General features: G+C 54.9%; 23 protein-coding genes. 22 read left to right on the top strand and 1 reads right to left on the bottom strand.

The genetic code is table 11. From position 1 onward, the window contains the following. Positions 1-12: 12 nt before the first annotated feature. From I6L40_RS17105 to I6L40_RS17025, 17 genes are all read left to right on the top strand, one after another. Positions 13-1,128 (top strand): chemotaxis response regulator protein-glutamate methylesterase, encoded by a 1,116-nt coding sequence (locus tag I6L40_RS17105; protein WP_071910775.1) that lies wholly within the window; start codon positions 13-15, stop codon positions 1,126-1,128. A gap of 2 nt (positions 1,129-1,130) precedes the next feature. Then, on the top strand, positions 1,131-1,868 hold the full coding sequence (locus I6L40_RS17100) for a flagellar motor protein (protein ID WP_071910777.1): 738 nt from the start codon (positions 1,131-1,133) through the stop codon (positions 1,866-1,868). 2 nt (positions 1,869-1,870) lie between these two features. Further along, positions 1,871-2,788 (top strand): flagellar motor protein MotB, encoded by a 918-nt coding sequence (locus I6L40_RS17095; protein ID WP_071910779.1) that lies wholly within the window; start codon positions 1,871-1,873, stop codon positions 2,786-2,788. Positions 2,789-2,792: 4 nt separating this feature from the next. Next, entirely contained in the window at positions 2,793-3,587 is a 795-nt protein-coding gene (locus I6L40_RS17090; protein WP_033114443.1) for a ParA family protein, read from the top strand. Continuing rightward, a complete protein-coding gene (locus I6L40_RS17085; protein WP_042031556.1) occupies positions 3,584-4,456 on the top strand; it encodes a chemotaxis protein CheW in 873 nt (290 codons plus the stop codon). The genes I6L40_RS17090 and I6L40_RS17085 overlap by 4 nt, the downstream gene beginning before the upstream one ends. Positions 4,457-4,525: 69 nt before the next feature. Beyond that, on the top strand, positions 4,526-5,014 hold the full coding sequence (locus I6L40_RS17080; protein WP_033114441.1) for a chemotaxis protein CheW: 489 nt from the start codon (positions 4,526-4,528) through the stop codon (positions 5,012-5,014). 18 nt (positions 5,015-5,032) lie between these two features. After that, entirely contained in the window at positions 5,033-5,419 is a 387-nt protein-coding gene (locus tag I6L40_RS17075) for a DUF2802 domain-containing protein (protein WP_156033969.1), read from the top strand. Between the two features lie 193 nt (positions 5,420-5,612). Further along, positions 5,613-6,248: a cytochrome c biogenesis heme-transporting ATPase CcmA gene (ccmA, locus tag I6L40_RS17070; protein ID WP_216994628.1), complete on the top strand. Its 636-nt coding sequence runs from the start codon at positions 5,613-5,615 to the stop codon at positions 6,246-6,248. A 4-nt stretch (positions 6,249-6,252) separates the two neighbouring features. After that, complete coding sequence (gene ccmB, locus I6L40_RS17065; RefSeq protein ID WP_042031553.1) at positions 6,253-6,921, top strand: heme exporter protein CcmB; 669 nt, start codon at positions 6,253-6,255, stop codon at positions 6,919-6,921. A 168-nt stretch (positions 6,922-7,089) separates the two neighbouring features. Beyond that, positions 7,090-7,830: a heme ABC transporter permease gene (locus tag I6L40_RS17060; RefSeq protein WP_216994627.1), complete on the top strand. Its 741-nt coding sequence runs from the start codon at positions 7,090-7,092 to the stop codon at positions 7,828-7,830. A gap of 2 nt (positions 7,831-7,832) precedes the next feature. Next, positions 7,833-8,039, top strand: a complete 207-nt coding sequence (gene ccmD, locus I6L40_RS17055; RefSeq protein WP_033114436.1) for a heme exporter protein CcmD — start codon at positions 7,833-7,835, stop codon at positions 8,037-8,039. Then, the gene (gene ccmE, locus I6L40_RS17050) at positions 8,036-8,527 is read left to right on the top strand and encodes a cytochrome c maturation protein CcmE (RefSeq protein WP_033114435.1); all 492 of its coding nucleotides are present in this window, start codon (positions 8,036-8,038) and stop codon (positions 8,525-8,527) included. The genes ccmD and ccmE overlap by 4 nt, the downstream gene beginning before the upstream one ends. Beyond that, positions 8,524-10,479 carry a heme lyase CcmF/NrfE family subunit gene (locus I6L40_RS17045; protein ID WP_216994626.1) on the top strand — a complete coding sequence of 652 codons (1,956 nt, stop codon included), beginning with the start codon at positions 8,524-8,526 and terminating at the stop codon, positions 10,477-10,479. The genes ccmE and I6L40_RS17045 overlap by 4 nt, the downstream gene beginning before the upstream one ends. Continuing rightward, on the top strand, positions 10,476-11,006 hold the full coding sequence (locus I6L40_RS17040; protein WP_043850368.1) for a DsbE family thiol:disulfide interchange protein: 531 nt from the start codon (positions 10,476-10,478) through the stop codon (positions 11,004-11,006). Before I6L40_RS17045 ends, I6L40_RS17040 begins: the two co-directional genes overlap by 4 nt. Positions 11,007-11,017: 11 nt before the next feature. After that, a complete protein-coding gene (locus tag I6L40_RS17035) occupies positions 11,018-11,497 on the top strand; it encodes a cytochrome c-type biogenesis protein (protein WP_071911337.1) in 480 nt (159 codons plus the stop codon). Continuing rightward, positions 11,494-12,762 (top strand): c-type cytochrome biogenesis protein CcmI, encoded by a 1,269-nt coding sequence (gene ccmI / locus I6L40_RS17030; protein WP_216994625.1) that lies wholly within the window; start codon positions 11,494-11,496, stop codon positions 12,760-12,762. Before I6L40_RS17035 ends, ccmI begins: the two co-directional genes overlap by 4 nt. Before the next feature lie 85 nt (positions 12,763-12,847). After that, the gene (locus I6L40_RS17025) at positions 12,848-13,663 is read left to right on the top strand and encodes a VacJ family lipoprotein (RefSeq protein ID WP_071910794.1); all 816 of its coding nucleotides are present in this window, start codon (positions 12,848-12,850) and stop codon (positions 13,661-13,663) included. A gap of 124 nt (positions 13,664-13,787) precedes the next feature. On the opposite strand, the gene sodB is transcribed toward I6L40_RS17025, so the two are convergent. Beyond that, entirely contained in the window at positions 13,788-14,372 is a 585-nt protein-coding gene (gene sodB / locus I6L40_RS17020; RefSeq protein WP_005331469.1) for a superoxide dismutase [Fe], read from the bottom strand. Between the two features lie 287 nt (positions 14,373-14,659). Here sodB and I6L40_RS17015 point away from each other — a divergent pair, with 287 nt between their 5' ends. From I6L40_RS17015 to pflB, 5 genes are all read left to right on the top strand, one after another. Next, positions 14,660-15,004, top strand: a complete 345-nt coding sequence (locus I6L40_RS17015) for a Grx4 family monothiol glutaredoxin (RefSeq protein ID WP_005353650.1) — start codon at positions 14,660-14,662, stop codon at positions 15,002-15,004. A 359-nt stretch (positions 15,005-15,363) separates the two neighbouring features. Continuing rightward, complete coding sequence (gene tdcB / locus I6L40_RS17010) at positions 15,364-16,368, top strand: bifunctional threonine ammonia-lyase/L-serine ammonia-lyase TdcB (RefSeq protein ID WP_041208895.1); 1,005 nt, start codon at positions 15,364-15,366, stop codon at positions 16,366-16,368. An 11-nt stretch (positions 16,369-16,379) separates the two neighbouring features. After that, positions 16,380-17,711: a threonine/serine transporter TdcC gene (gene tdcC, locus I6L40_RS17005; protein ID WP_041208894.1), complete on the top strand. Its 1,332-nt coding sequence runs from the start codon at positions 16,380-16,382 to the stop codon at positions 17,709-17,711. 206 nt (positions 17,712-17,917) lie between these two features. Beyond that, the gene (gene tdcD / locus I6L40_RS17000) at positions 17,918-19,126 is read left to right on the top strand and encodes a propionate kinase (protein ID WP_071910796.1); all 1,209 of its coding nucleotides are present in this window, start codon (positions 17,918-17,920) and stop codon (positions 19,124-19,126) included. Between the two features lie 44 nt (positions 19,127-19,170). Next, complete coding sequence (gene pflB / locus I6L40_RS16995; RefSeq protein ID WP_071910798.1) at positions 19,171-21,465, top strand: formate C-acetyltransferase; 2,295 nt, start codon at positions 19,171-19,173, stop codon at positions 21,463-21,465. Positions 21,466-21,486 lie beyond the last annotated feature (21 nt).

Raw genomic sequence — 21,486 nt, 5'->3', positions numbered from 1 at the left:
AGAAAAATAACAATGGCAGTCAAGGTATTAGTTGTCGACGATTCGAGTTTCTTCCGCCGTCGGGTAAGTGAAATCATTAGTCAGGATCCCATGCTGACAGTGATTGATACCGCTCAAAACGGACGTGAGGCCGTGGACAAGGCGATTTCACTGCGCCCTGATGTAATCACCATGGACATCGAAATGCCCGTGCTCGACGGCATCAGCGCTGTGCGCGAGATTATGGCCAAATGTCCAACACCTATTTTAATGTTCTCCTCTCTGACCCATGAAGGAGCAAAGGCGACTCTGGATGCACTGGATGCCGGGGCCCTCGATTTCTTACCTAAAAAGTTTGAAGACATCGCCAGAGACAAGGATGAAGCGGTCAGATTGCTGCAGCAGCGGGTGAAGGAGATTTCCCGCAAGCGCTTTTTGATGAGCTCTGCTCGTCCCAAAGCCCCTGAGCCGATGGCCAGATCGCCACTGAGTTCCTCAGCAGCATCGCGAACTGCTGAGCGTGTGCCAGAAACACCGCGCATAACACCTGCTCCGGTATTCAAGCGTAGTGGTAAAACTTATCAATTGGTTGCTATTGGTACCTCCACTGGGGGACCGGTTGCATTGCAAAATGTGTTGACCAAGCTGCCAGGTGATTTCCCTCACCCGATTTTGCTGATCCAGCATATGCCGGCAACCTTTACTGCAGCATTTGCGGCTCGTCTCAATGGTTTGTGCCAGATCGGTGTCAAGGAAGCTGAGGATGGTGACGTGCTCAAACCCGGTCATGCCTATCTGGCGCCAGGTGGCAAACAGATGTTGCTTGAAGGGCGTGGCGTTGGTGCTCGTATCCGGATAATCGATGGTAATGATAAAGTTAACTACAAGCCTTGTGTTGACATTACCTTTGCCTCTGCAGCTAAAACCTATGCTGACAAGGTGCTTGCAATAGTCTTGACGGGCATGGGGGCTGATGGCCGAGATGGAGCCAAGTTGCTGAAAGAGCAAGGCTCTACTATCTGGGCTCAGGATGAAGCATCTTGTGTGGTATATGGGATGCCTCAAGCGGTTGCCAAGGCCGGTATTGCCAGTGAATCACTTCCTTTGGACAAAGTGGCACAGCGTATTCTGGTTGAGTTGGGGCGCTGATCATGGGCTTGTTTGGCCTGCTCCTGGCTTTGGGAGCCATTGCCATTGCCCAATTGTGGCATGGCGGTTCCCTGCTCACTCTGGTTGATGGCCCCGCTTTTCTGATCGTATTGGGCGGCACCTTTGGTGCCGTTACTCTGCAAACCCCCGTCAGATATATCTTGCTTGCGCTCAGGCAAGCACTCTGGATTTTTGTTCCCCCACGTCAGGAGCTGATGCTTCAGGCTGAGCGTTTACAATCCTGGGCTGTGTTTGCCCGGCAACAAGGGCTGCTGGCTTTGGAAGATCAGGCGGAGCAAGAGGAAGATGAATTTACCCGCCAAGGGTTGAACATGATTGTTGATGGTGTGTCGGCAGAAGATATCCGCATGTTGCTGGAGGCCGACATCGACATCGAGCAAGAGCGTAATGAGCATGCTGCCAGGGTATTTGAATCCATGGGGGGTTATAGTCCCACCATCGGGATCATTGGCGCCGTGATGGGGCTTATCCAGGCGATGTTCCATCTCGAAGACCCTGCAGCACTGGGCGCGGGAATTGCGGTAGCCTTTGTTGCAACCATTTATGGAGTGGGGTTTGCCAACCTGATTTATCTGCCTGTTGCCAATAGATTAAGGGCTTTCCATTACCATTCTGCGCTTTTCCAGGAGATGACGCTGGAGGGGCTCATTGCGATTGCCCATGGTGAAAATGGTTTGCAGGTAGAACGGCGGCTCAAGGCATATCTGAAGGGAGAGTAGCCATGCGTAAGCGTTATCGGTTGCACTTGCAAGGGCGTGAGCATCTGGATCGCTGGCTGGTCTCCTACGCCGATTACATGACTCTCATCTTTGCCCTGTTTGTGGTGCTCTATTCCGTAGCCTTGGTTAACAAGGACAAGTATCGTGCAGTCATTGACGGTATGAGTCAGGCTTTCAGTGTTATTCAGCCGCACAGCGACGGTTTGCTGGATGGCCAAGGTAATTCGCTATTGGAAAATTCGGCCTCTTCCGCACCTTCAATACTTGATGGAACAAGCGGGCCGGCTCCCTCTCTTGCACCTATTTCCGGTGTCCCTATTTTGCAAAATGGCACAACACTTGCGACGCTTGGTACACAACTACAGGCAAGCATGGGATCATTGGTTGAGTCCGGGATAGTCAAACTGACCCAAGATGAGAACTGGCTGACTATCGAGTTGAGTTCAGGGCTGTTATTTGGCAGTGGAAGTGCATTTATGGGGCCCAATGCAGCACCGGTTATCAATACTCTTTCAAGTATTCTCAAACCGGTCGATAACTATGTAAGGGTCAGGGGTTATACCGATAACCAACAGATTAATAATGAAATTTATCGCTCAAACTGGGCTCTGTCTGCGGCTCGGGCTGAGGCAGTGCTAAACGGTTTGATTGCCAATGGCATTGCACCTCAGCGCTTGGCATTCGAGGCATATGGTGAGTTTTCTCCTTTTGCAGACAATGGTAGCGAAGAGGGGCGGCTACAGAACCGTAAAGTGGTGGTCGCTATCTCCAAGTTTGCCTGGGTACCTGCAAGACCTGTAGTCAAAACTCCGCCAGCCACAGAGGCTGTGCCGGAAGTGCAAAAAGCGGCGGATGCTGGTGAGGTCAAGGTGATCTCACTACCCGGTGGTGGCATGCGTATAACAACAAGGCAGGATTGATACAGTGATTGTTTGGACGGTTGCCAACCAGAAAGGCGGTGTCGGGAAAACCACCACAGTGGTCTCTCTCGCCGGGATCCTGGCTCAGCGTGGCCAACGAGTGCTGCTGATTGATACGGATCCGCATGCCTCGTTGACCGCTTATCTCGATTACGATTCGGATCGTCTTGATGGCACGCTCTATGAGCTTTTTCAAGCAGTCAAGCCGACCACCGAGCTTGTCAATAAACTGACGCTCAAAACCAAGTTCGACAATATCAATCTGCTGCCTGCATCTATCACGCTGGCTACGCTCGATCGGGTCATGGGGAACCGGGAAGGGATGGGGCTGGTGCTCAAACGCGCGTTGCTGCGTATTCAGGATCAGTACGACTACGTGCTCATTGACTGTCCACCAGTATTGGGAGTGATGATGGTCAATGCGCTTGCTGCATGTGACCGCATCTTGGTGCCCGTACAGACCGAATTCCTAGCGCTGAAAGGGCTGGAGCGGATGATGAAGACGTTTGAAATCATGCAGCGCTCAAAACGGGATAAATTTCGTTTTACCGTTATTCCGACCATGTTTGACAAGCGTACCCGAGCATCGTTGATGACGTTGAAATCCATCAAGGAACAGTACGGTGATGCGGTGTGGAACGCGGTGATCCCTATCGATACCAAATTCCGAGACGCCAGTTTGCTGCATATTCCCCCCTCCATTTATTCACCCGGGAGTCGTGGAACCTATGCCTACGAAACTCTGCTCAAATATCTTGACGCGCTTGAGCGGCAGCGGACTCATGAGGTGACGGCATGAGAGATACCATTCAAGTTCGGGCAATGGATGATTATTTCCATTCGCTGCTCCTTGATGACCCGTCAGGGCTTGATGAAATCGAAGAGGCTCCTGCTGCGCCAGTAGTGCAGTTGCAGCGGCAACCTCAAAGTGTGCCGGAGGTAGTTGCTCCTCCCTACATGGAGAGTGACCCGCGTCTTACCCAACTGAGTGAATTGCTGGCTCAAGTGGGGCAGGTGCAATTTGAGAATGACGCGTTTACCAATGAGCTAACAGTGTCAGAGCCACTGCAAATTGTGGCTGAAGAGTCTCTGTCGCCAGTAGAGCCTGAGTGGCCTGCTGAGGTATTGAGCCCTGAGATTGCAGAACCGATTACGACGGTCGTAACCGAGACGGCGGTAGAAGTTGCACCGGAAGTAGCAGAGTCTCCCGTCAGTTGGGAAAATATCGAGACGGGCAAGGAGTTCCAGGCTCTCTTCTTTGAAGTGTCTGGCGTGACGTTTGCGGTGCCCTTGACCGATCTTGGCGGGATTCATCAGCTGGGAGAGGTGACCTCTCTTTTTGGTCAGCCAGGTTGGTATAAGGGGATCATGACTTCTCGCGAGCAAAAAATGAATGTAGTGGATACCGCCCAGTGGGTGATGCCTGGGCAGCATTTGGAGATGGATCCTTACAAATATCTGATTATGCTTGGAGAGTCACCTTGGGGACTGGCATGTCATCACCTCAAAGGAACTGAATTGTTGCACCGCGATCAGGTCAAGTGGCGCCACCAAGAGGGCAAGCGCCCTTGGCTCGCGGGCATGGTTAAAGAAAAAATGTGCGCCCTGTTGCATGTTCGGGAATTGCTCCTTTTATTGGAGCGTGGGGTCAACATAGAAGGTCGCTGATAACTTCTGCAATCGAGCTGTTTTATTGCTAGTTTTAGCAGTAGACGTTTTCATAAAAGGAATAAAAACATGACAGAAAAGCGCAATATTGCACAGAATCTGGCTGAAGATGAAGTGCTGCAATGGGTAACCTTCCAACTGGAAAATGAGACCTATGGCATCAACGTGATGCAGGTGCAGGAGGTATTGCGCTACACCGAAATCGCGCCTGTGCCGGGTGCTCCCGAATATGTACTCGGGATCATCAACTTGCGTGGTAATGTGGTGACTGTCATCGATACCCGTTCCCGTTTTGGCCTGCCTTCCGGCGATGTGAGTGAAAACTCCCGCATCGTCATCATCGAAGCCGAGAAGCAGGTGATTGGCATCATGGTTGATAGCGTTGCCGAGGTCGTTTATCTGCGCTCCTCCGAGATAGATGCCGCTCCCGCAGTGGGTACCGAAGAGAGCGCCAAGTTCATTCAGGGAGTTAGCAACCGCGATGGTCAATTGTTAATTCTGGTTGATCTGAACAAGTTGCTCTCTGATGAAGAGTGGGACGAAATTGGTTCTCTCTAACAATAAGGTGATGTTTTGATCATTGAGATAGTTGCCTTGGTGGTGTCCCTGATTGCACTGACGTTTGCTTTTTATGTCTGGTCAAGAAGCAAGCGCAGCAAGCAGGAGTCCGAGGCAAGCGTAGCTACTTTGCAGGGGCAACTTGAAAGCTTGCGCAAACAGATGATGGAGCTGCATACCGGCGCCATTGGCATGGGGCAACGCCTGCAAGCTGTGGAGGGGGCGATGCAACAGATCAATGATCGCCAGCAAGAGCTGACCATGCAGGATCCAGAGCGCAGGCTCTACAGCCGTGCTGCCAAGATGGTTGAATTGGGGGCCGACCTGGATGAAGTCATGAGTGAGTGCGAGCTGCCAAAGGCAGAAGCCGAGCTCTTGATATCCTTGCGAAAAGGTCGTTCTTGATACTGAGGGAAGGCTCATGCCTTCCTTTATTTTTATATGCAGTGACGGGAACAGATCAGAGCCATATCGACATCCCCTTTACCTCTTTTCGCGATCACCATCGCGACTTGCGCCAATTGTTGCATCTATGAAACGACGTATCCCAATACTGTGTTAATATGCAGGCCGCTTAATTCTATTTGATAACATCCTCATGCTGCTTCAAGTCAACAATCTGAGCTGCGTGCGTGAAGATCGCACTCTGTTTGAACATCTCTCCTTTACGGTTTCACCCGGCGATCTGGTGCAAATAGAAGGCCCCAACGGGGTTGGCAAAACCAGTCTGTTGCGTTTGCTGACTGGCCTCTCACAACCCTTTTCTGGTGAGGTGCTCTGGAATGGGGAGAATATTCGCGCTTGCCGCGACGAGTATCACGCCTGTTTGCTCTATCTGGGTCATCAACCCGGGGTAAAAGCAGCCCTGACCCCCTTTGAAAATCTGACTTTTTATCAGCAACTTCATCATTCAGCGCAGGCTGAGAGTGACTTGTGGCAGATCCTGGCTCGAGTTGGTCTGGCCGGTTTTGAGGATAACCCTACCGGTCAGCTCTCAGCAGGTCAGCAGCGACGCGTAGCACTTGCCCGCTTGTGGCTCTGCAACAAGCCTTCGCTCTGGATCCTGGATGAGCCCTTCACTGCTATCGATAAACAGGGGGTCAAGGTGTTGGAGCAACTCTTCCTTGCCCATGCCGATCGGGGTGGCATGGTGATCCTCACTACCCATCAGGATCTTACCCTGATGCAGGGGCGTCTCAAGACCCTGTCACTGACCCCCATGATGCAGGTGTGACACCATGCTGCGCGCCGTTCTTCATCTCATTCGACGTGAACTGCTGATCGCGCTGCGCCAGCGTTCCGATATTCTCAACCCGCTCTGGTTTTTCCTGATCGTCATCACGCTTTTCCCGCTGGGTATTGGCCCTGAGCCGAAACTGCTGGCTCGTATCGCTCCCGGCATCATCTGGGTTGCCGCTTTGCTGGCGGCCATGTTGTCGCTGGAGCGGCTGTTTCGTGATGACTTCAGTGATGGCTCGCTGGAGCAGATGATGTTGATGCCTCACCCTCTGGGCCTGCTGGCGCTGGCGAAAGTGGTTGCTCACTGGCTGCTGACCGGTTTGCCGCTGTTGCTCATCTCGCCGCTTATCGCAATTTTGCTCTCCCTCGATATGCAGAGTTATCTGGCGGTGGTAGCGACGCTGGCACTGGGGACGCCGGTATTGAGCCTGCTCGGTGCCATCGGCGTGGCCCTGACAGTTGGCCTGCGTAAAGGGGGGGTATTGCTCAGTCTGCTGATCCTGCCGCTATATATCCCGGTGCTGATTTTTGCGACATCGGCAATCGATGCGGCCGGGATGGGGCTGCCTTACGGGGGTCAGCTTGCCATTCTGGCAGCCATGCTAGTGGGGGCATTGACGCTGACCCCGCTGGCGGTGTCAGCCGCTTTGCGAGTCAGCCTCAACTGATTATGTTGGTGCAAGAGTGATAAGCCTCGTATGGGGCAATGTTGGAAAAATTAAGTTGCGATGGATCAAGGAGAGCGCCGCTTATTGCTTTCGGGGTATTTGATGCAGCCCTGCGGTCGGTATGGTAGGCCTCGCCAAATGATTAATAACAAAAAGGTTTTGTGAGCTATGTGGAAATGGTTGCACCCTTATGCCAAACCGGAGCGGGCCTATCAGTTGGCTGGTACCCTGCTGCCCTGGTTTGCGGTGATTAGTCTGCTCTCGTTCATCATCGGTTCTGTCTGGGGTCTGGCCTTTGCCCCTGCAGATTATCAGCAGGGTGACTCCTTCCGGATCATCTATATCCATGTCCCTGCTGCCATCCTCTCCATGGGGGCTTACTCCACCATGGCGATTGCTGCGTTTATCGGGCTGGTATGGCAACTGCGGATGGCTGACATGACGGTAGCAGCCATTGCTCCGGTCGGTGCCATCTTTACCTTTATCGCTCTCTTTACCGGTGCGGCCTGGGGCAAGCCCATGTGGGGAACCTGGTGGGTCTGGGATGCCCGTCTCACCTCCGAGCTGATTTTGCTGTTCCTCTACCTCGGCGTCATCGCCCTCTACAACGCCTTTAGCGACAAGGTGCTGGCTGGTCGTGCGGCCGGCATTCTGGCGCTGGTCGGGGTGATCAATCTGCCCATCATTCACTACTCGGTAGAGTGGTGGAACACCCTGCATCAGGGGGCCACCATCACCAAGTTTGCCAAACCCTCCATCTCTTCCGACATGTTGTGGCCGCTGCTCGTCATGATCCTGGCGTTTGCCACTTTCCTCGGGGCATTGACCCTGATGCGCTTTAGAAACGAGCTCTTGATGCGGGAGTGGAACCGCCCCTGGGTCAAAGAGATAGCCGAGCAGGAGAAGTAAGCATGCACTTTGCCTCTTTCAGTGACTTCCTGGCGATGGGCGGATACGCCTTCTATGTCTGGCTCTCCTTTGGCCTGACTTTGGTCTGCCTCATCGGTATCGTCATTTCCACCCGAATGAAAACCCGCAGTCTGCTGGGCGAATTGCGCAGCAAGCAGGCACGCGAGGCTCGTCGCAAGGCGGCCCAGCAGATGGAGAACACCCTATGAATCCGAGACGTAAAAAACGCCTCACCATTATCCTGGCCATCACGCTGGGGCTCGCAACCGTCTGTGGGCTGGTGCTCTATGCCCTGAGTCAGAACATCGATCTCTTCTACACACCGAGTGAGTTGGTGGAAGGGAAAGGGCCGGACAAGATCAAGCCGGAAGAGGGACAGCGTCTGCGCATCGGTGGGCTGGTTGTGCCCGGCTCGGTTCAACGGGATCCCCAGAGCCTCAAGGTAGCCTTCAAGCTGGTGGATAACGGCGGTCATCTGGTGACGGTGGAGTATGACGGTATCCTGCCGGATCTGTTCCGCGAAGGGCAGGGCATTGTCGCGCAGGGCACCCTGAAGGATGCCACTACAGTCGAGGCCTTCGAGGTGCTGGCCAAGCACGATGAGAAATACATGCCGCCTGAAGTGGCCGATGCCACCAACGGCATGCACTTCAAGCCGCAATATACCGAGGCGCAGTTGAAGGGGAGCAAGCAATGATCCCGGAATTAGGACAGTTCGCACTGATCCTGGCCTTTGCCACCGCCATATTGTTGGGCAGTTACCCGCTGCTTGGTGCCAGCTGGGGGCGCCTTGGCATGATGTCGGCGGCCCGTCCGCTCGCCTATGCTCAGTTCCTGTTGTTGTTGCTGTCGTTCCTCTGCCTGACCTGGGCATTTATCGACAACGACTTCACCGTGCAGTATGTGGCAACCAACTCCAACAGCCTGCTGCCACTCGCTTATCGTATCTCTGCAGTATGGGGTGCCCATGAGGGCTCTCTGCTGTTGTGGGTGCTGACGCTGGGGGGCTGGACTGCGGCCGTCGCCATGTTCAGCCGCCGTCTGCCGCTCGACGCGGTAGCGCGGGTACTCGGCGTACTGGGCCTTATCTCGGTCGGTTTTACCGCCTTCGTGCTGTTTACCTCCGACCCCTTCATTCGCACCTTGCCTTACTTCCCGGTAGATGGCCGCGACCTCAACCCGTTGTTGCAGGATCCGGGTCTCATTTTCCACCCGCCGATGCTCTACATGGGCTATGTGGGCTTCTCGGTTGCCTTTGCTTTTGCCATCGCGTCCCTGATGACCGGCCGCCTCGATGCGACCTGGGCGCGCTGGTCCCGTCCATGGACCATGGCTGCCTGGGTATTCCTGACGCTGGGCATCGTGCTGGGTTCCTGGTGGGCTTACTACGAGCTCGGTTGGGGCGGCTGGTGGTTCTGGGATCCGGTAGAAAATGCCTCCTTCATGCCCTGGCTGGCTGGTACCGCTCTGCTGCACTCGCTGGCGGTGAGCGAGAAGCGTGCCACCTTCAAGGCGTGGACCGTGCTGCTGGCGCTCTCCGCTTTCTCCCTGAGCCTGCTCGGCACTTTCCTGGTGCGTTCAGGCGTACTGGTCTCGGTGCATGCGTTTGCCTCCGACCCGACCCGCGGTTTGTTCATTCTGGGCTTCCTGCTGGCGGTAATCGGCTCATCCTTGCTGCTGTTTGCCTTCAAGGGCTCGCAGGTGAAGAGCCACGGCAAGCATGAGCTGTGGAGCCGCGAGACCCTGCTGCTTTGCAACAACATCATGCTGGTGGCGGGTCTGTTGACCGTGCTGCTTGGCACCCTGCTGCCGCTGGTTCACAAGGAGCTGGGGCTGGGCAGCATCTCCATCGGTACTCCCTTCTTCAACCACATCTACAGCTGGCTGATCATTCCGTTCGCCCTGCTGTTGGGGATTGGCCCGCTGTTTCGCTGGCGCCGCCAGGAGCTGGGCGAGCTCAAGAGCAAGATCGTGATTGCGCTGCTCCTGAGTCTGGCTGCGGCCTTCCTGCTGCCGCTGACCCTTGCCGAGACATTCAAGCCGTGGGCGGCATTGGGGATCGGTCTTGGCGCCTGGATCATCGTCACCAGTGCGCAGGAGACCTGGACGCGGGCTACCCACAAGCACAGCTTTGCCATCGGGATTCGCAAGCTGGGCAACAGCCACTGGGCCATGATCCTGGGACACGTCGGACTTGCAGTCAGCATCATCGGCATCGCCTGTACCCAGAACTACAGCATCGAGAAAGATTTGCGGATGCAGGCAGGGGATCGAATCCATTTTGCCGATTACGAGTTTGTCTTCACCGGCATCAAGGAGAAGAACGGCCCCAACTACGACGGTTTTAAAGGCGTGCTGGAAGTGCACAAGGATGGCAAGCAGGTGGCCCTGCTCAAGCCGGAGAAGCGGATGTACAAGGTGACCCGGATGCCGATGACCGAGGCGGCCATCGATGCCGGCATTACCCGTGACCTTTACGCCGCCCTTGGTGAACAGCTCGACAACGGTGCCTGGGCTGTGAGGATTTACTACAAGCCTTTCGTGCGCTGGATCTGGTTTGGCGGCGTGTTCATGGCTATCGGCGGCGTACTGGCGATGTTGGACAAGCGCTACCGTTTCGGCCGTCGTGAGGAGGAGAGCAAGGCATGAATCGCAAGACCTGGCTGTTTTTAATTCCCTTTATCGTCTTTCTGCTGGGCGCCGTCTTTTTGTTCAAGGGGCTGTACTCTGATCCCACCAAACTCGAATCCGTGATGGTGGGGAAAGAGGTGCCTGTCTTCACCCTGCAGGACATTTACGATCTGGGCAAACAGCACGATCGCAGCATCCTGACCGGTCGCCCCATGCTGCTTAACGTCTGGGCGACCTGGTGCCCGACCTGCTATGGCGAGCACACCTATCTCAAGGAGCTGGCGGGGCAGGGGATCTACATCGTCGGCATGAACTACAAGGATGAGCGCAACAAGGCGATCAAGTGGCTGGCGGAGCTGGGCAATCCCTACCAGATCAATCTCTATGATCCGGACGGCATGCTGGGGCTGGATCTGGGGGTATACGGCGCGCCGGAGACCTTCTTCATCGACAGCAAGGGGATCATCCGTTATCGCCACGTCGGGGATATCAACCCCGAAAACTGGGCATCGACCCTCAAACCCATCTTTGATGCCATGAAGTGAGGGGCGTGCTGATGAGAGTGTTAATTGCTTCCCTGCTGCTGTTGCTGGGATGGGTGGTACAAGCGCCGGCCATGGCTGCCATCGATGTCTATACCTTCGACAATGACAATCAGGAGCAGGTCTTTCGCGAGCTGACTAGGGAGCTGCGTTGTCCCAAGTGTCAGAATCAGGATATTGCCGACTCCAATGCCGGGCTGGCCAAGGATCTGCGCGACAAGACCTACCAGATGGTGCGTCAGGGCAAGGACAAGGATGAGATAGTGGATTACATGGTGGCTCGCTACGGCAACTTTATCCTCTATAACCCGCCGTTGATGGCATCAACCCTGATCCTCTGGCTTGGTCCTCTGCTTGTCATCGTCATCGGCCTGGGTGTGGTGGTGATGCGCAGCCGGCGACCAGTGGCTGCAGCCAAGCCCGTGGATAGTGCCCTGAGCGAAGAGGAGCAGCGCCGGCTCGCCGAACTGCTCAAAGAGGAAGAGAAACAATGACCGCTTTTTGGATTGTGATTGCGGCCCTGCTGGTATTGGTGAGTCTGGCGCTGGTCGTACCGTTGTGGCGTGGTGAAGGCAAGCAGAGCATCAGCCGTTCGGCCCTCAACAAGCAGCTCTATCGCCAGCGTCTGCTGGAGATCGGCGAGGAGCGCGAACAGGGTGTGCTTGCCGAGGAGCCCGATTCGCTCATCGAGTTGCAGCGCAGCCTGCTTGATGACATTCCCGATGTGGAGCAGACCGCCCGCAGCGGCAAGAGTCTGATCTGGATCCCGGGTGTTGTGGTGCTGGTGGTGGTGAGTCTGGGCCTCTACTTCAAGCTGGGCAGCTGGCAAGAGGTGAGCAGCTGGCAGGATGCCAACAGCCGTCTTGGCGAGCTGAGCAACCGTATTCTGGTGGAGCGCGATGCCAAGGTGACCGAACAGGATCTGCTCGACTTTACATTGGGGCTGCGCACCCGTCTCAAGGATGAACCGAACGACTACCGTGGCTGGCTGCTGCTGGGGCGCCTGGCGCTGGATGGCAACGATCCCGAGATGGCCAGCGATGCGCTGGAGCGAGCTTACAAGCTGGCCCCGCAAAAATCGCTGGTGGCAGTTCCCTATGCACAGGCGCTGATGATGACGGGGGATGAGGCACAAGCCGATGCCCTGTTGCAGGCTGCCATCGCTCAGGAGCCGGGCAACATCGAGGCGCGCTCTGTCTACGCGTTCATGGCGCTGCAAAAAGAGGACTTCCAGACCGCCCTTGCTCGCTGGCAGGCGATGCTGCTGCTGATGGAGAAGGGCTCTCCCCGCTATGTGATGGTTGAGCGCTCCATGGATTATGCCAGGGCGCAGCTCAAGCAACGTGGTATGGCAGTGACGCCTTCTGGCGCAGTGGATGCTCGGGATAACCAGCAAACTCAGCTTGAGGTGAAGCAGGGTGAGTTCCCGCTCCATATCTCGCTGGCGGCGGGCATTCAGATGCCGGAAGATGCCTATCTCTTCGTGTTTGCCGTGGTGCCCAACGGGCCGCCCATGCCGATTGCCGTCAAGCGTATTGCAGGGCCCACCCTGCCCGTGACGCTCTCGCTGGGTGATGGCGATGCCATGATGGAAGGGAGCAAGCTGGCTTCCTATCCCGAGCTGCAATTCAAGGCTCGTCTCTCCCGTGGCGGCAATGTCATGAACAAGGAGGGGGCCTTTGAAGGGGTATCAGCACCGATCAAGAGTGCAGATATTCCAAGCGCTCCGATTGACATCCGTATCGATCACGCCCTCTAATATGTCCTTTGATAACCCGGCCACCGGAGGGCGGCCGGGTTATCTATACTTCTGATAAATCAAAATAAAACGTCGGGACTTCCATATGTATCTTCGTGCAGGGGCCTTGCTGTCAGCCCTGTTGCTGGCTGGCTGCGCCGGTGGCCCACCCAAACCGGGGCCAGAGAGCCTTGATCTCAATCCTGGAATGAATCATCCGGGGGCGACCAGTACAGCAGCAGATCCTCGTGACCCCTTCCAGGGGCCAAACCGGGCCATGTGGGCAGTTAACTACGATGTGCTGGAGCCCTATGTCGCCCGGCCCGTGGTACACAGCTATGCCCGTTACGTACCGCAGGGGATGAAGGATGGCATCGAAAATCTGGTGGAGAACTTCAACGAACCGAGCAGCATGGTCAACCACCTTATCACCGGCGATTTGAAGGGGGCAGGGGTCAACCTGGGTCGTTTTACCCTCAACACCACGGTCGGACTGCTGGGTATTTTCGATGTAGCCAAACATGCCGGTCTTGAGCGCGACAAGCTGGAGATGGATACCGTACTGGGCAAGGCGGATATTGGCGAAGGTGCCTACCTGATGGTGCCGGTCTATGGCCCGACCACGACCCGCAAGCTGGTAGGTGATACGGTCGATACCATCTACTTCCCCTATGCCTTGCTGACCTTGCCACTGCGAGTGGTGCACTGGGCGCTCGATGGCCTTGGCTCCCGCTCCAAGCTGATCGATCAGGAACGGATCATCGACAACTCGCTCGATCCTTATGCATTGACCAAAGATTTCTACCTGCAGTACAACCAGAGCAAGGTGACGGGCAAGAAAGCCGAGCTCAAGGAGGCGAAGCAGGAGCAGTCTGATGATGCCAATCTCGACCAGTATATGGACGAGATAGATGACCAGTAGACTGGTTGTCTGATGACCTTGAAAAGGCGCCTTATGGCGCCTTTTCCATCTCTGCGGTGCTACAGCACAGATATAAAAAACGCCTCGCAGGTGCGAGGCGTTTTGGCAAGAAGAGGAGCCGTTATCAGGCTGCCAGGTTCTTGGCCACGAATTCCCAGTTAACCAGAGCCCAGAAGGTTTCCATGTACTTCGGACGCAGGTTGCGGAAGTCGATGTAGTAGGCGTGCTCCCACAGGTCAACAGTCAGCAGCGGGGTAGTACCGGCTTCGGTCAGCGGGCAGCCAGCGTTGGAAGTGTTGACGATGGCCAGAGAGCCGTCAGCCTTCTTCACCAGCCAGGTCCAGCTTGAACCGAAGTTGCCGATGGCAGACTTGGTGAAGGCATCCTTGAACTCGGCGAAGGAGCCGAATGCTTTGTTGATGGCATCAGCCAGTGCGCCAGTCGGCTCGCCACCGCCGTTCGGGGAGAGGCAGTGCCAGTAGAAAGTGTGGTTCCAGATCTGGGCTGCGTTGTTGAAGACGCCACCAGTGGAGGTCTTGATGATCTCTTCCAGAGACTTGCCTTCAAACTCGGTACCCGGCACCAGATTGTTCAGATTGACCACGTAGGTGTTGTGGTGCTTGCCGTGGTGGTATTCCAGGGTCTCCTGGGAGATGTGCGGTTCCAGAGCATTGATTGCATAGGGCAGAGCGGGAAGTTCGAATGCCATTTTCTACTCTCCATTGGCTGGACCGTGCGAGCGCGACGGTTGCAAGACATTGCGTACTCTTTTCCAATGTGAAAAGAGTTGTTTTTAAAATGGTGGGACAGGAAAGTCCAAAGCCAAGGGATTGTAGCAGTATCAAAGATGGGCTAACAACCCTTGATTGGCGCCATGATCAGGATCAATCATCTGTCTATTCTGGCAGCGATTCGTGCCGTTCTTACCCTTTGTCCGGTTGTGATCGGGCCAGATTGCAGTAGAATGGCCGCCATCATTGCTCTAGTGAGGCATCTATGGAAACTATCGAAAAGATCAAGCAGCAGCTGGCTGACAACCCCATCATCATCTACATGAAGGGCTCTCCCAAGCTACCCAGCTGTGGCTTCTCTGCCCAGGCCTCCCAGGCGCTGATGTCCTGCGGTGAGCCGTTTGCATATGTTGATATCCTGCAAAACCCGGATATCCGCGCTGAATTGCCGAAATTTGCCAACTGGCCGACCTTCCCGCAACTGTGGGTTGAGGGCGAGCTGATTGGTGGCTGCGACATCATGATCGAGATGTTCCAGGCTGGCGAGCTGCAGGCTCTGATCAAAGAGACTGCTGCCAAGTACAAGAAAGATGATGCTGCAGCCGAGTAATCGGTCCGGTGTTGTCGAGAGGGAGCCACACAGGCTCCCTTTTTTATTGTCCCGGTTCTGGCAGGCAAGCAACTGATTGCCGGTTGCAAAAAGCAACGCAATTGCCCTGAAAAATCTAATCTTTGCGGCTTTGTGTTGGAGTTGTTAATTATATTGTTCGCCAATCTCTGATTACTTTTTTTAATCCATTTGGATTCAAGTGTTGCTGCCATCACATTTTTTGATAATTTCACCGTAACGCAGTCTCTTTGTAGATTTTTTTGTGTTTATGCTCACATTAATTGCAAGTGATAGAACCTAGTATCGCTTCGCCCAGTGAAATAAAACCCTACAAATTAATAAATAAAAAGAGATTTGCGATGAAGATGTATAGCAATCTGCCCATTGGTCTTCATGATATTACCGAAGCCAAAAAAAGACTGACCAACCATATATACAAGACCGCGCAATTACCCTCTAACTACATCAGCGAACGTTGCCATGGCGAGGTTTACCTCAAGCTTGAAAACATGCAACGTACAGGCTCTTTTAAAATTCGCGGTGCCTTCAACAAACTCAGTTCATTAAGTCTGGAGGATCGTCAAAAAGGTGTTGTCGCCTGCTCTGCCGGTAATCACGCGCAGGGGGTATCTTTGTCCAGTGCCATGCTGGGAATTGATGCCAAGGTGGTCATGCCTTGCTGTGCACCAAAATCAAAAATTGCTGCAACCAGCGATTATTCGGCGGAAGTTATTCTGCATGGCAATAGTTTCAATGACACCATTGCCAAAGTCAGTGAAATCGTGGAAATGGAAGGCCGCGTATTTATCCCCCCCTTCGACGATGCAAAAGTGATTGCCGGTCAGGGCACCATTGGCCTGGAAATCATCGAGGATCTCTATGATGTGGACAACATCATAGTGCCGATTGGCGGTGGTGGTCTGATTGCCGGTGTCGCCATGGCCATCAAATCCATCAACCCGACTATCCGGGTGATTGGCGTGCAGTCGGAGAATGTCCACGGCATGGCGGCTTCATACTACGCAGGCACCATTACCAATCACAGAACCAGCAGCACGCTGGCTGATGGCTGTGACGTGGCAAGACCCGGCACCCTGACCTATGAAATTGTCAAAGAGCTGGTCGATGACATCGTTCTGGTCACTGAAGATGATATTCGCCACAGCATGGTTGACCTTATTCAGCGCAACAAGGTGATTACCGAAGGGGCGGGAGCTCTGGCCTCGGCAGCGCTGCTGAGCGGCAAACTGAAACATTATGTCGAAGGCAAAAAGACCGTCAGCATTATTTCGGGTGGCAATATTGACCTGACCCGAATCGCCGAAATTATCGAACAGAACAATATCCGTCAATTTAGCCTGTAAGGAATACAGTCATGATATTGGATAGTGTCGTTAGCAGCAGTAAAGAGAGTGTTAAAGCATGGCGTAAGTCGGATACAACCTGGGGACTCGGTCTATTTGGTACAGCGATCGGTGCAGGTGTTCTATTTTTCCCTATTCGGGCCGGATATGGTGGCCTGATACCAATATTAATCATGTTGGTGCTGGCTTACCCTATTGCATTTTATTGCCACAGGGCGTTGGCAAGATTATGTCTTTCTGGCAGCAATCCATCGGCAAATATCACCGAGACCGTTGAAGAGCATTTTGGCAAAATGGGCGGGGTGGTAATTACCTTCCTCTATTTCTTTGCCATCTGCCCACTGCTTTGGATATATGGTGTGACAATCACCAATACCTTCATGGCATTCTGGGAGCATCAACTGCAAATGGCGCCGCTCAATCGGGGTGTTGTCGCCCTTGGGTTGCTGCTGTTGATGGCCTTCGTGATCTATTTCGGCAAGGATCTGATGGTTCGCGTGATGAGCTATCTGGTATTTCCTTTCATCGCCAGTCTGGTGGTTATCTCTCTCTCCCTCGTTCCTTACTGGAACAGTGCCGTCTTTGATCAGGTCAACCTGAGTGAAATATCCATGTTTGGTCACGACGGTATTCTGGTCACCGTCTGGTTGGGGATCTCCATCATGGTCTTCTCCTTCAACTTCTCGCCGATTGTCTCCTCTTTCATCGTCTCCAAACGGGAAGAGTATGAGCAGGAGTTCGGTCGTGATTTTACCGAGAAGCGCTGCTCGAAGATTATCTCCGGTGCCAGCATGCTGATGGTGGCCGTGGTGATGTTCTTTGCCTTCAGCTGCCTGTTTACCCTGTCGCCGCAAAATATGGCGGAAGCCAAGGCCCAGAATATTCCGGTGCTCTCCTATCTGGCCAACCACTTCTCCTCGCTGGCTGGCAGCAAGTCTGCATTTGCCACCACCCTGGAGTATGCCGCTTCCATCATTGCGCTGGTTGCCATCTTCAAATCCTTCTTCGGCCACTATCTGGGGACGCTGGAAGGGTTGAACGGCCTCATCCTCCGCTTTGGATACCAGGGCGACAAGAGCAAGGTTTCCAGTAAAAAACTCAACATGGTCAGTATGTTGTTCATCATGGGCTCGACCTGGCTGGTCGCTTATGTGAACCCCAACATCCTCGACCTGATTGAGGCAATGGGGGCGCCGATCATCGCTTCCCTGCTCTGTCTGCTGCCGATGTATGCCGTCAACAAAACACCTGCGCTGGCCAAATATAAAGGCCAGGCCAGCAACGTGTTTGTCACCATCATCGGTGTGCTGACCATCCTGAATATTGTTTCCAAGCTGTTCTGAAAACCTTTTCTGCAAGTCATCAGCCATTCAGACCCTGACCCCTTGGCGGGGTCTGCATGGCGCAGTCAGAAGCGCGCAATAACCGGTACTTGGTTGGCCCACTTATTTGGGCCCAGGGCAAGGCTATCCGTTATTTGCCCACCACAAGTAGTGGTAAATATGTTCTGACTGCAGTGACTCGACATCATAAATATCGAGGCGATGTAATGAAGTTTGATTCGTTGGTTCTGGTTATCAATTGCGGCTCTTCGTCGGTCAAATTCTCGGTACTGGATAGTAAAACCTGCGAGGTGGTGATCTCCGGCATGGCAGATGGTATCGAGACCGAACATCCCCAGCTGAAAATTGATAAAAACCCGGCCACCCCCTTGCCGGAAAACAACCATAGCTGTGCACTGGCGGCGATTGCAGAAGCGCTGAAACTGCGCGGTTTGCTCGATGCTATCACCCTGGTGGGCCATCGCATTGCCCATGGCGGCAATGAGTTCAGCGAAGCGGCCATCATTGACGAGCGGGTACTGGCCAAAATAAGGCAGGTCTCGCCACTGGCCCCGCTGCACAACCACGCCAATTTGAGCGGCGTGATGGCCGCCCGCCAGCTATTTCCCGACCAGCCCCAAATTGCGGTATTTGATACCGGCTTTCACCAGACCCTGAAGCCGGAAGCCTATATCTATGCGCTGCCTTACCAATATCTGCAGGATTACGGCGTGCGCCGCTATGGCTTCCATGGCACCTCCCATCGCTATGTTGCCGAGCAGGCCTGCGTATTCATGGGGCTGGATGAGCAGCATGCCGGTTTGGTCATCGCCCATCTGGGCAATGGCGCCTCTATTTGTGCGGTACAGGATGGCAAGAGCGTCGATACCTCGATGGGGATGACGCCGCTGGAGGGGCTGATCATGGGCAGCCGCAGCGGTGATATCGATTTTGGCGCGCTGGCCTATATCGCCAGCAAGACGGGGCAATCCATCGAGGATATCGAGCTGGTATTGAACAAGCAGTCCGGCCTGCTGGGTATTTCGGGGCTCTCCTCCGATATGCGGGTATTGGAAGCGGCCTACCACGAAGGACATCCCGGGGCAAAATTGGCCATTCACGCTTTTGTCCATCGTATTGCCCGCCATATCGGCGGCCATGCCACCTCATTGCGCCGGCTGGATGCCGTTATTTTCACCGGCGGGATCGGCGAGAACTCGGCCTTTATCAGAAAGCTGGTATGCGAACGGCTTCAGGTATTTGGCGTAGCGATCAGCGAGCCGTTTAACCAGCGTCCCAATAGCGAGGGTTGCCGGGTTATTTCGGCGGCAGAGTCCATGGTGCTGGCGGCGGTTATTCCCACCAATGAAGAGAAAATGATCGCGCTGGATGCCATTCGTCTGGGGCAGCAGGTTCGTCAGGCCGAGTGCGTCTGACATCTTCCACTGTAGTGTCATGAGTAGTGAATGAGGTTTATTTGATGAAAGTTGATATGCAATTGGATCAGGATAAATTCCGTCAGGCATGGCAAGGGTTTGCCGGTGAGAACTGGAAGCACGAGATCAACGTCCGTGATTTTATCCAGCAGAACTACACCCCCTATGAAGGTGACGAACAGTTTTTAGCTGATGCGACCGAAGCGACCACTACCTTGTGGAACAAGGTGATGGAGGGGATCCGCATCGAGAATGCCACCCACGCGCCTGTTGATTTTGATACCAATATTGCCACCACAATCACCGCTCACGGGCCGGGTTATATCGAGCCGGGGCTGGAAAAAATCGTTGGCCTGCAAACCGACAAGCCCCTTAAAAGAGCGCTGCACCCGTTTGGTGGCGTAAATATGATCCGCAGCTCTTTTGAAGCATATGGCCGAGAGATGGATCCCGAATTTGAATATACCTTCAGCGAATTGCGCAAAACCCATAACCAGGGGGTGTTCGACGTCTACTCTCCCGAGATGTTGCGCTGCCGAAAGTCAGGGGTATTGACCGGTTTGCCGGATGGTTACGGCCGTGGTCGCATTATCGGAGATTATCGTCGGGTAGCGCTATATGGCATAGATTATCTAATCCGTGAACGGGAGCTGCAGTTTGCCGATCTGCAACCGGCTCTCGAGCGGGGAGAGCAGCTGGAGCAGGTGATCCGCCAGCGCGAGGAGCTGGCCGAGCACAAGCGGGCACTGGTGCAGATCAAGCAGATGGCGGCCAACTACGGCTTTGACATCTCCGGGCCAGCACGCACAGCCCAGCAGGCAGTGCAGTGGCTCTACTTTGCCTATCTGGCGGCGGTGAAGTCGCAAAACGGTGGCGCCATGTCCCTCGGTCGTACCGCCACCTTCCTCGACATCTATATCGAGCGCGATCTGAAGGCGGGGCTCATCAGCGAGCAGGATGCCCAGGAGCTGGTCGATCACTTCATCATGAAGATCCGCATGGTACGCTTCCTGCGTACTCCGGAGTTTGACTCCCTCTTCTCCGGCGACCCCATTTGGGCGACCGAGGTGATCGGCGGCATGGGGCTGGATGGTCGCACTCTGGTGACCAAGAACTCCTTCCGCTACCTCCACACCCTCAAGACCATGGGGCCGGCGCCCGAGCCCAACCTCACCATCCTCTGGGCGGAAGGGCTGCCGCGGGCCTTCAAGACCTATGCGGCCCGCGTCTCCATCGATACCTCATCCCTGCAGTATGAGAACGATGACCTGATGCGCACCGACTTCGAGAGCGATGACTACGCCATCGCCTGCTGCGTGAGCCCCATGGTGATCGGCAAGCAGATGCAGTTCTTCGGTGCCCGCGCCAACCTCGCCAAAACCCTGCTCTATTGCATCAACGGCGGGGTGGACGAGAAGCTGAAGATCCAGGTCGGCCCGAAAGTGGCGCCCATCATGGACGAGGTGCTGGATTACGCCACTGTCATGGCGAGCCTCGACAGCTTTATGGACTGGCTGGCGGTGCAGTACATCAGCGCGCTCAACCTTATTCACTACATGCACGACAAGTACAGTTACGAGGCCTCCCTGATGGCGCTGCACGATCGCGACGTCTATCGCACCATGGCCTGCGGCATTGCCGGTCTGTCGGTAGCGGTCGATTCACTGGCGGCCATCAAGTACGCCCGGGTCAAGCCGGTGCGCGATGCTGACGGGCTGGCGGTCGATTTCGTGATTGAGGGGGAGTATCCCCAGTACGGCAACAACGACGAGCGGGCCGACTCCATCGCCTGCGATCTGGTCGAGCGCTTCATGAAGAAGATCCAGGCGCTGCCGACCTACCGCAATGCGGTGCCGACCCAGTCGATCCTGACCATCACCTCCAACGTGGTGTATGGCCAGAAGACCGGCAACACCCCGGATGGCCGCCGCGCCGGTGCCCCGTTTGCACCGGGGGCCAACCCGATGCACGGTCGGGATCGCAAGGGGGCGGTCGCTTCGCTCGCCTCGGTGGCCAAACTGCCGTTCAAATATGCCAAGGACGGGATCTCCTACACCTTCTCCATCGTGCCGGGAGCGCTCGGCAAGGAGCCGGCCAATCGCGAGAACAATCTGGTGGGGTTGATGGATGGCTACTTCCATCATGAGCGGGATGTGGAAGGAGGCCAGCACCTCAACGTCAACGTGATGAACCGCGAGATGCTGCTGGATGCCATCGAGAATCCGGACAAGTACCCCAGCCTGACCATCCGGGTCTCCGGCTATGCGGTGCGCTTCAACGCCCTGACCCGCGAGCAGCAGCAGGACGTCATCTCCAGAACCTTCACCAACATGATGTAACTCTCATTCCCGGGGTGAGCA

Origin of the sequence: Aeromonas sp. FDAARGOS 1410, assembly GCF_019048745.1 — a bacterium.
Classification (GTDB): domain Bacteria; phylum Pseudomonadota; class Gammaproteobacteria; order Enterobacterales; family Aeromonadaceae; genus Aeromonas; species Aeromonas jandaei.
Note: the sequence above shows the minus strand (reverse complement) of the source record. Positions and strands in the feature narration are given on the sequence as shown.